This window comes from Nocardia sp. NPDC004722 (genome assembly GCF_053601505.1).
Window position 1 is genome coordinate 1 of record NZ_JBSGBY010000363.1, and the last position, 8,691, is coordinate 8,691.

General features: G+C 68.2%; 9 protein-coding genes. 6 read left to right on the top strand and 3 right to left on the bottom strand.

Annotated features, from left to right (window positions below; genetic code table 11):
• Positions 1-56 precede the first annotated feature (56 nt).
• From ACWELQ_RS29355 to ACWELQ_RS29375, 5 genes are all read left to right on the top strand, one after another.
• Positions 57-656 carry a hypothetical protein gene (locus ACWELQ_RS29355; RefSeq protein ID WP_452400274.1) on the top strand — a complete coding sequence of 200 codons (600 nt, stop codon included), beginning with the start codon at positions 57-59 and terminating at the stop codon, positions 654-656.
• A 91-nt stretch (positions 657-747) separates the two neighbouring features.
• The gene (locus tag ACWELQ_RS29360; RefSeq protein WP_452400275.1) at positions 748-1,119 is read left to right on the top strand and encodes a hypothetical protein; all 372 of its coding nucleotides are present in this window, start codon (positions 748-750) and stop codon (positions 1,117-1,119) included.
• 271 nt (positions 1,120-1,390) lie between these two features.
• On the top strand, positions 1,391-2,347 hold the full coding sequence (locus ACWELQ_RS29365; RefSeq protein WP_452400276.1) for an AraC-like ligand-binding domain-containing protein: 957 nt from the start codon (positions 1,391-1,393) through the stop codon (positions 2,345-2,347).
• A 62-nt stretch (positions 2,348-2,409) separates the two neighbouring features.
• Positions 2,410-3,000, top strand: coding sequence for a TetR/AcrR family transcriptional regulator (locus ACWELQ_RS29370; RefSeq protein WP_452400277.1), 591 nt, complete (start codon positions 2,410-2,412; stop codon positions 2,998-3,000).
• Positions 3,001-3,090: 90 nt separating this feature from the next.
• Positions 3,091-4,065 (top strand): zinc-binding dehydrogenase, encoded by a 975-nt coding sequence (locus tag ACWELQ_RS29375; RefSeq protein WP_452400278.1) that lies wholly within the window; start codon positions 3,091-3,093, stop codon positions 4,063-4,065.
• Here the strand turns inward: ACWELQ_RS29375 and ACWELQ_RS29380 are convergent, their stop codons facing one another.
• From ACWELQ_RS29380 to ACWELQ_RS29390, 3 genes are all read right to left on the bottom strand, one after another.
• The gene (locus ACWELQ_RS29380) at positions 4,066-5,910 is read right to left on the bottom strand and encodes an AMP-binding protein (RefSeq protein ID WP_452400279.1); all 1,845 of its coding nucleotides are present in this window, start codon (positions 5,908-5,910) and stop codon (positions 4,066-4,068) included. It abuts the gene before it with no gap.
• Between the two features lie 154 nt (positions 5,911-6,064).
• Positions 6,065-6,187: a hypothetical protein gene (locus tag ACWELQ_RS29385; RefSeq protein ID WP_452400280.1), complete on the bottom strand. Its 123-nt coding sequence runs from the start codon at positions 6,185-6,187 to the stop codon at positions 6,065-6,067.
• A gap of 254 nt (positions 6,188-6,441) precedes the next feature.
• Entirely contained in the window at positions 6,442-6,705 is a 264-nt protein-coding gene (locus tag ACWELQ_RS29390; RefSeq protein ID WP_452400281.1) for a GlsB/YeaQ/YmgE family stress response membrane protein, read from the bottom strand.
• Between the two features lie 220 nt (positions 6,706-6,925).
• On the opposite strand from ACWELQ_RS29390, the gene ACWELQ_RS29395 reads away from it, so the two are divergent.
• A partial coding sequence (locus tag ACWELQ_RS29395) for a ferritin-like domain-containing protein (protein ID WP_452400282.1) occupies positions 6,926-8,691 on the top strand: 1,766 nt, incomplete at its 3' end.

Consider the following 8,691-nt stretch of genomic DNA (forward strand, 5'->3'; position numbering starts at 1 on the left):
CTAATTCTAGGGGAATTGTGTGACCTCATGTCCGCGGTGGCGGTAGCGTGCGCGCAATGGAGAAGGTGGGGGACTTCGTCGTCGGTGCCGATATCGCTGTCGTCGGGCGGGCCAGAACGCGGACATTGCGGATCGGCGTGATCTTCGCGGGCTTCGAACTCGCTATGGCAGTGGTGATTTCGATGCTGGCGGCGCTCATGGTGTGGCTGGTGGGGGCGGTAGGTCTGTTGAATCTTCCGTCGGCGGTCTTCCTCGCGGTCGACGCCATCCGAAAGTTGCGTCGGCTGAGGCGATTGCGCGACGTATGGGCTGCGGTCGGGATCCCCCGAACCGCGATGCGAATGTCCACGGGCGGCCTGACCCTGAGCATCGACGCGATGGCCGACCACATCTTTCTGCCCTGGGATGCGGTGCTGGGGCTGCGCCTGCACCGGTGGCTGGGCGCGGACCTTCTTGTCGTCGACCTGTATCCCGAAGTCGACGACGAGACGCCGGGCGTCGTAGGGCTCGACCATCCCGACGTACAGCGCATGCTGCATAACCGGATTCACGGCACCGTCGGCCTACGGATTTCGCTGCGAATCCTCGATCAACCGGTGGCCGCCCTCGATCAGGCCGCCGCCCACTTCACCACCGGTCGCATACGCGTCCGCTGAACACAACCGGCCCGGAGAACGGGCAGATGCTCAGGCGAGATGAGTAGTTCTGCGGTGTCTGCTTCCGCTCCTGGTGGGCAGCATTCCGCGCATGACCGATTCTCTGGCTGTCGCCGCCTGGCCTGCTCCGCAACGGACCCTCCGCACCTGGGATGTCGTGCTCGGATGGGTGTTGTACGCACTCGCGGTCCCGCTCGGCATGTTCACCGCCTACATCACCGTCTTCTTCGCCTTCGCCACCGATTCCTGCGGCTCGGGCGTCGACTGCGCCTACGCGTATGTCGACTGGGGAATCTGGTTGTCTTGGGGCGGAACGGCATTCGCGCTCATCGCGGCCTTGGTGATGTTGCTGGTGTCGACTTTCAAGGGTTGGCTGATGTGGTACTGGCCGGTGGTGTCCATGGCGATGATCATCGCCAGTTTCGTCGGCGGCGGATTCCTGGCGGCGCAGGTGACCAACTAGGGGGAGAGCACCGACCTGGATGCTGCACACCGCGTCATCGCACATCTGATGGCGAAGGGAATGATTCAGGGCAACAAGGCATTCGGGCAGGCTGATCCGGGGTTGTACGAGGTCGCCTTCACACTGGATCGGGATCGCCGGCAGCGGTGAGCCTGACCTGTCGCGCTCGATCCTTGCGGTGGATCGGGCGCGACGGGGTGGGGCGGGGCGTGGAAGGATTCGGGGTGGGTTTGGTGGATCGGGTGAGTTCGGAGTGGTTGGGTTGTCGGGCGTGCGGCGGATCGAGATCGGGGGTGCGCCGGGGGAGGCTTCCGCGCGGCTGTTCGAGCGGTGGGAGGCGGGGCTCAGTGAGGCTTATGTGCCGCTTGCGGTGTCGCCCAAGGGGGTAGGGGAGTTTCGGGGGTGGATCGCGTTGGGGAAGTATCGGGATGTGGAGTTGTCCACGTTGGGGGCCGGGCGGCAGCGGGTGGATCGGACCAAGAGCCTGATTGCTCGCACCGAGGAAGAGTTGCTGCACACCAGCATTCAGCTCAAGGGCCGGGGGCGACTGCATCAGGACGGGCGGGTGGCCGATGTGGGGCCGGGGGAGTTGGTGTTCTACGACAGCACGCGGCCCTATCACTGGGAGTTCGACGACGACTGGGAGATGGCCGCGGTGCTGGTGCCGCTCGGGCGGTTGCGGGAGCGGTCCGGGATCACGCCCGAGGCGATCCCGACCGCCACCGTGGTGCCGCGCAACAGTCCGGCGGGAGTGGTCTCCGGGTTCCTGCTGGAGTTGGCGCAATTGCAGAACACCAGGCCGGAACACGCTGCGGCCCTGGCTCGTTCGGCCCTCGACCTGCTGGTCTCGGCGATCTCCCTGACCGCGGGCCGCGCGGTGCCGGGTGCGGTGACCGAGACGCTGACCGTGCGGCAGGTGGTGGATTTCGTACGCCGCCACAGCACCGACCCGACCCTCACCGTGGATGACATCGCGGCGGGCTGCGGGGTGTCGCGACGCACGCTCTACCGGGTGCTGGAGCAGTTCGAGGACGGGCCGGCGGTGCTGTTGCGGCGTACCCGGATCGAGCACGCGCGCGGATTGCTCACCGCGCGAACGGATCTGCCGGTCGCCGCGGTCGCCCGCGCCTGCGGCTTCGCCACCGAGCGCCAGTTCTATCGCGCCTTCCGGCTGGAAACCGGCATGACCCCGGCGGCCTACCGCGTCGCCGGAACCCTCGCGGGCTGACGTCACGGTTCCGTCATCGTTCGGGTCTGTTTCTTGAAGGACCATTCAAGTATGGTGGTCGCATGGCACGCACCCGCGAATTCGAACCCGACGATGTCGTGGAGGCCGCCATGCGCCGGTTCTGGGAGCGCGGCTACCGCGCGACCTCGGTGGAAGACCTGGTCAAGGCGACCGGGGTGAAACCCGGCAGCCTCTACAGCGCCTTCCCCGGCGGCAAGCACGCCCTGTTCCTGGCATCGCTGCGGCGCTACTCGGATCTCATCGTGCCGAGCAAGCTCGGCGAGCTGGACGATCCGAATGCCTCGGTGGCGCAGGTACGCGGCTATTTCGACGGTCTGGTCGCCGACCTGCTCTCGCCCGAGGGTCGGATGGGCTGTCTGCTGGTGAACACCGCCATCGAGAACGCCGCCACCGATGACGCGGCCGCCGCCGTGGTGCGCGGGCATCTACAGCGTCTGGAGGATCGCATGCGGGACGCGCTGCGGAACGCGTTGCGCCGCAAGGAGATCCGCTCGGGCACCGATCCGGAGGCCGTGGCGAAGGGCTTGGTGGCCACCTCGCAGGGGCTGATGGTGGTCGGCAAGGCGAATCCGGACGAGACGGTGTTGCGAGCGATCGTCGACACCGCGTTCGCCGGGCTGACGCCCCCATAGCGCGACGAAAACCGTTGCAGGGCCGTCCGATCAGGGCGGCCCATCTTTCTCCTCAATATTTGAACATTCACTCAAGAATGAGAGTCCGTCATGAAGGCCATCATCATTTCCCGCTACGGTGCCCCCGAGGTGCTCACCATCGCCGAACTCCCCGACCCGGTGCCCGCCGCGGGCGAAATCCTGGTCGAGGTCAAGGCTTTCGGGCTCAACCATGCCGAGACCTACATGCGTTCCGGCCAATGGGGCGACGTCGCCCAGGTGACCGGCATCGAAGCCGCGGGCGTCGTGGCCGCCGATCCCTCGGGCCTGCTGGCCCCGGGCACCCCGGTCGTGGCCATCATGGGAGGCATGGGCCGCACCCGCGATGGCGCGTACGCCGAACTCGTCACGGTCCCCGCGAGCAATGTGGTCCCGGTCGAATCCGGTCTGGACTGGGCCGATCTCGCGGCCGTCCCGGAGGTCTACGCCACCGCCTGGTCCACGCTGCACGGCAATCTCGCCCTCGCTCCCGGCGCGACGGTGCTGGTGCGCGGTGCCACCTCGGCGCTCGGCCAGGCCGCGGTGAACATCGCCGCCGAACTCGGGGCCACCGTCCTCGCCACCACCCGATCGCGGTCGAACACGGCGCTGCTCGAAAAATTCGGAGCCACAACGGTTCTCATCGATGATGGCAACCTCGCCGACCAGGTCCGCGATCGCAACCTCGCCGTGGACGCCCTGCTGGACCTGGTCGGCAACTCCGTCCTGCGCGACTCCGTCGCCACGGTCCGCCCGCGCGGCCGCGTCTGCCAGGCCGGATTCCTCGGCGGCCTGGCACCGGTCACCGATTTCAACCCGATCGCCGATCTGCCCAGCGGAGTCCAGCTGTCGTTCTTCGGCAGCTTCGTCCTCGGGACCCCGGACTTCCCGCTCGCGGATGTCCCGGTGGCCGAGCTCGTCGCCAAGGCGGCGGCGGGGGTCTATCACGCGAAACCGGTGCGCACCTTCGCCTTCGACGAGATCGTGCGGGCCCACGAGGTGATGGAATCCGGCGCCGCGGGCGGCAAGATGACCGTCGTCGTCTGATCAGCGCCGGGCCATCCGGGTGAGGGTGCCGTCCAGGTAGGCCGCGCGGCAGGCCCGCCGCGCGATCTTGCCGCTGGAGGTCCGCGGAATGGTTCCCGCCGGGACCAGCAGCAGATCCCGGATGGACACGCCGTGGCGCAGCGACAGCGCGGCGCGCACCCGGGTGGTGATCAGATCCGGGTCGAGGGTGCCGATGCCCGCGGCCCGTTCGGCCACCAGGACGAGCTGATTCGAGCTGTCGTCCGGTGCGGCGAGCGGGCGCTGGGCCAGGGCGTGGTCGGGCAGGCGGTTGGCGGGGACCGCGAAGGCCGCGACGAACCCGGGCCGCAGCGCGGTGCTGGCGTCCTGGGCGGAGTGTTCGAGATCCTGCGGATAGTGATTGCGGCCGCCGACGATCACCAGATCCTTGACCCGGCCGGTGACATACAGCTGCCCGCCGAGGTACGCGCCGAAGTCGCCGGTCCGCAGCCACCGGGCCCCGTCGGGCGCACCGTCGGCGTGACTCTGCTCGGACAGTTTGCGCCGCAGCCGATTCCGGAAGGTCTGCTCGGTCTCGTCGGGCCGGTTCCAGTACCCGGATCCGAGATTGTCGCCGTGCAGCCAGATCTCGCCCACCGCGCCGTCGGGCCGCTCCCGGCCGGTGTCCGGGTCGGCGATCACCGCCCACTGCGCCCGCGCGGGCAGCCCGCAACTGACCTGTGCCACCGCCTCTTCCCGGTCGGCGGCGACGCGGGTCATGCGGCCCTCGCCCAGCCGGTCACGATCCACGTGCACGACCCGCGCGGGGGCCTCGGCGGGTGTGGCGGAGACGAAGACGGTGGCCTCGGCCATGCCGTAGCAGGGTTTCACGGCGTGCTCGGGCAGCCCGTACGGCGCGAACGCCTCCGTGAAGGCTCGCATGGCCGAAACCGTCACGGGCTCACTGCCATTGATCAGGCCGACCACCTTGGAGAGATCCAGTTTCGTGCCCGGCGCGGGCCGCCCCCGGCCGGCCGCGTACTCGTAGGCGAAATTGGGTGCGGCCGAGAAGACCCCGCCGCCGTCCGCGCCCAGCTCCTTGATCCACCGGTACGGCCGCCGGATGAACGCGCTCGGCGACATCAGGGTCAGATGCCGCCCGCACACGAGCGGCAGGATCACGCACAGCAAGCCCATGTCGTGGAACAGCGGCAGCCAGCTCACCCCGCGGCAGTCCGCGTCCAGCCCCAGCGCGTCGCACAGTTGCAGCAGGTTGGTGGCGACCGCGCGGTGGGTGATCTCCACACCCGCGGGCGTGCGCGTCGAGCCGGACGTGTACTGCAGGTAGGCAATGGAATCGGCGGTGCTGTCGGGACGCCGCCAGTTCGCCTCGAGCGTATCGGGCACGGCGTCGACCGCGATGAGGCGCGGCCCCGCGCCGCCCGGCCGCCGGCCGAAGTACTCGCGCACCCCGGCCGCCGCCGCGACGGTGGTGAGGATGACCGCGGGATCGCTGTCGCCGAGCACCGCGTGCAGGCGGTCGGTGTGCCCGGGCTCGTCGGGGGTGAACAGCGGCACCGCGATCGCGCCCGCCGCGATGGCCGCGAAGAAGGCGACCACATAATCCAATCCGTGCGGGCACAGCACCGCCACTCGATCGCCCGGCTCGCTGACCCGCTGAATGCGCGCCGCCACCGCGTACACCCGCAACTGGAATTGTGACCAGGTCAGTTCGCGGTATTCGGCCTCCAGTGCACGGGAATAGTCGGCATACCGATACACGATGGCGTCCCCGTGCGCCGCGGCCCGCTCGTCGAGGAGATCGGTGAGCGTGGTGCCCGGCGGAATCTCCAGCTCGGGCGGACCGGCGAACGGGGTTTCGACCATAGTGCTGCTCCTGCGTGAATTCGGGTGTGTAGTAAAAGCTTTCACGCCCAATTCCCGGCAGGCAAAGTGTGCTGTAATACGGCCGAACACCGTGTGATTCGAATTATCCCGGGTCCGGGTCGAATGTCCCTATTGCCGAGTCGTTCAACCGAATTCAGCGCGTGAGATCCCGCACCGTCGCGGTCAGCACCTCGATGCTTTCGGCGACCGCAACCGCCGCCTTCCGCCGCGCGGTCGACGCCTGCGAGCGCGGGCTCGGCAGCCCCCAGTCTGTCATTAGCTGATCATTAGCTCGGCGCGGCCGCTTGTGTGATTGCACGGCGGTCCGCTATGTTCTACGTATCTACTTAGTAGATACGTAGAACTCGGGCCGTAGACCACCTGCGGCTGAGGGCGCCGTGGGACCGGCGTCGTGGCGGCGGGATTGTGCGGACCCTCATCGCGCGCAAGAACGCCGGCACATCGAAGGGGCGGAGCCGCAGGTCAGCGGCCCCGCCCCGTTGTGGTTGAGGGAGAAGGGGGTCGGCGGGATCAGACGCGGGCGCGGATCCACTTGTAGAGGGCCAGCAGGATGATCGCGCCGATGATGGCACCGATGAAGGCGTGTTTGACCGGGGGATGGATGTCGAAGTGGTGCGGGGAGAACACCAGACTGCCCAGGGTGCCGCCGACGTAGCCGCCGATGATGCCGAGGATGGCGGTCCAGATGATGCCGAAGTTCTCCTTGCCGGGGACCACGAGGCGGGCGATCGCGCCCGCGATCAGTCCGATGATGATCATCGCAATGATGCCCATGGCAGTGCTCCTTGCCTTTACGGTTACCGCGTTCTCGAAGGTAGCAGGGCCGGGCGTGCCGATGAGCGTGTCGCAATACATCAGCGTGCCCGGTCGGGTTCCCCGGTACCGGTAGGGAGATTGACGCTTTCTCGGGCAGCGAAACATTCGGCGACGCCCGGATCCCGGGACCATGATGGAGATCGGACGACTTCATGCCGATTTCGAAAGGCCCACGCGCATGAGTGAGAATGCGCCCGAAATCCCACCTCGTACCGGTCAGGGCGCACTTGCCCGGACCCTCGCCGCCCGCGGCGGTCTCGCGGCCCCGGAAGCGCCGTTCGTCATCGAGCACCGCGAGGCCCTCATCTACATGCTCTGCCAGGCCGCCGAACTCGAACACGGCATCATGTGCCAGTACCTGTTCGCGGCCTTCTCGCTCAAGACCTCCACCGCGGAGGGACTCAGCGCCGACGAGGTCGAAAAGGTCACGCGCTGGCGGAAACTGGTGTCGCACGTGGCCACCCAGGAGATGCTGCACCTGTCGCTGGTGCACAATCTGCTCTCCGCCATCGGCGCGGCACCGCACATGGCCCGGCCCAACCTGCCACTGCCCGCCGCCCACTACCCGGCGGGCGTGCAGCTGGCGCTGCTGCCGTTCGGGGAAGCGGCGTTGCGGCACTTCATGTTCCTGGAACGCCCGGAGGGCATGGAACTCGACGATGCCGAGGGCATCACGAACGTCGGCCGCGCCGCCGCGCACATGCAGCAGGGCGAAATCGTGCCCAGGCTCCAGGATTTCGCGACGGTCGGGCACCTGTACCGGTCCATCGAGACCGGCATCCAGCACCTGGCCGACAAATACGGTGAGCGCTGGCTGTTCGTGGGACCGCCTCGCGCCCAGGCCACCCGAAAGCATTTCCAGTGGCCGGAATTGGTGGCGGTGACCGATGTGGCCTCGGCGCGACGGGCCATCGACACCATTCTCGAGCAAGGCGAGGGCGCGCGCGGCGACTGGCGTGACGCCCACTTCGGGCAGTTCGTCAAGATCCTCGACGAGTACGAGCAGTGCCTGGCCGACAACCCGTCCTTCGACCCGGTGCGGCCGGTGCTGGCCGCCAATGTCCGTGCGCCCGAACGGGATTTCGAGGTCCCGCTGATCAGCGACCCGGAGACCGCGCGTGTCACGGATCTGTTCAATGTGGGCTACGAGATCCTGCTGCAGATCTTCGAACGCTTCTTCGCCCACACCGACGAATCCGACGCGCAGTTGCAGACCCTGGCCGATGCCACGGTCTCGCTCATGTTCGGCGTCATCCGCCCGCTGGGCGAGCTCATCACCACCCTCCCGGCCGGGCCGGATCATCCCGGCAAGACCGTCGGCCCCAGCTTCGAATTGTTCTACGAGACCGACTATCTGATGCCGCATCGGGAGGCCGCCTGGACGCTGTTGACCGAACGCCTCGGGGAGGCGGTGGCATTGAGCGATGCCATCCGCGCCGACCTGCCCGCCGCGGTGGGGGAGCGGCTGGACCCGGTGAGCAAGGCGTTCGGCGACATCCAGGCAACCCTGGCCGCGCACTTCCCGCACTGGAACGCGCACGCCAGACCCGAGATCCTGGGCATCGACCCCGCGGTCGCCGCCGCGGCACGCCAGCGCGCCGATGAATTCGCCGGGCGCGTAGGCGGAATCGAGGGCGGCGGGGCGCTCGCCGAATTGTTCGACGACGCTTACGCACTCACCCGGCAGCCGATTCCCGCGAGCGTCCTCGCGCGGCTGTCCGACAGTGTGCTCCGACCATTGTCGGAAGTGCTGCTCCGACAGGGACTCGGTGCCGCGGGCGCGACGGGTTGGCACGCGGTGAGCAGGTCCGATGACCGAGTCGCCGGGTCCGAGAGCGGAGTCGCCGATACCGCGGTGCCTGCCGGGGTACCGCCCGCTGAACCGTCGGCCCCGACCCTTCCCGCAGCGGAGACGGGCGCTGCCGGGGAGCAGCCGAGTCCCGC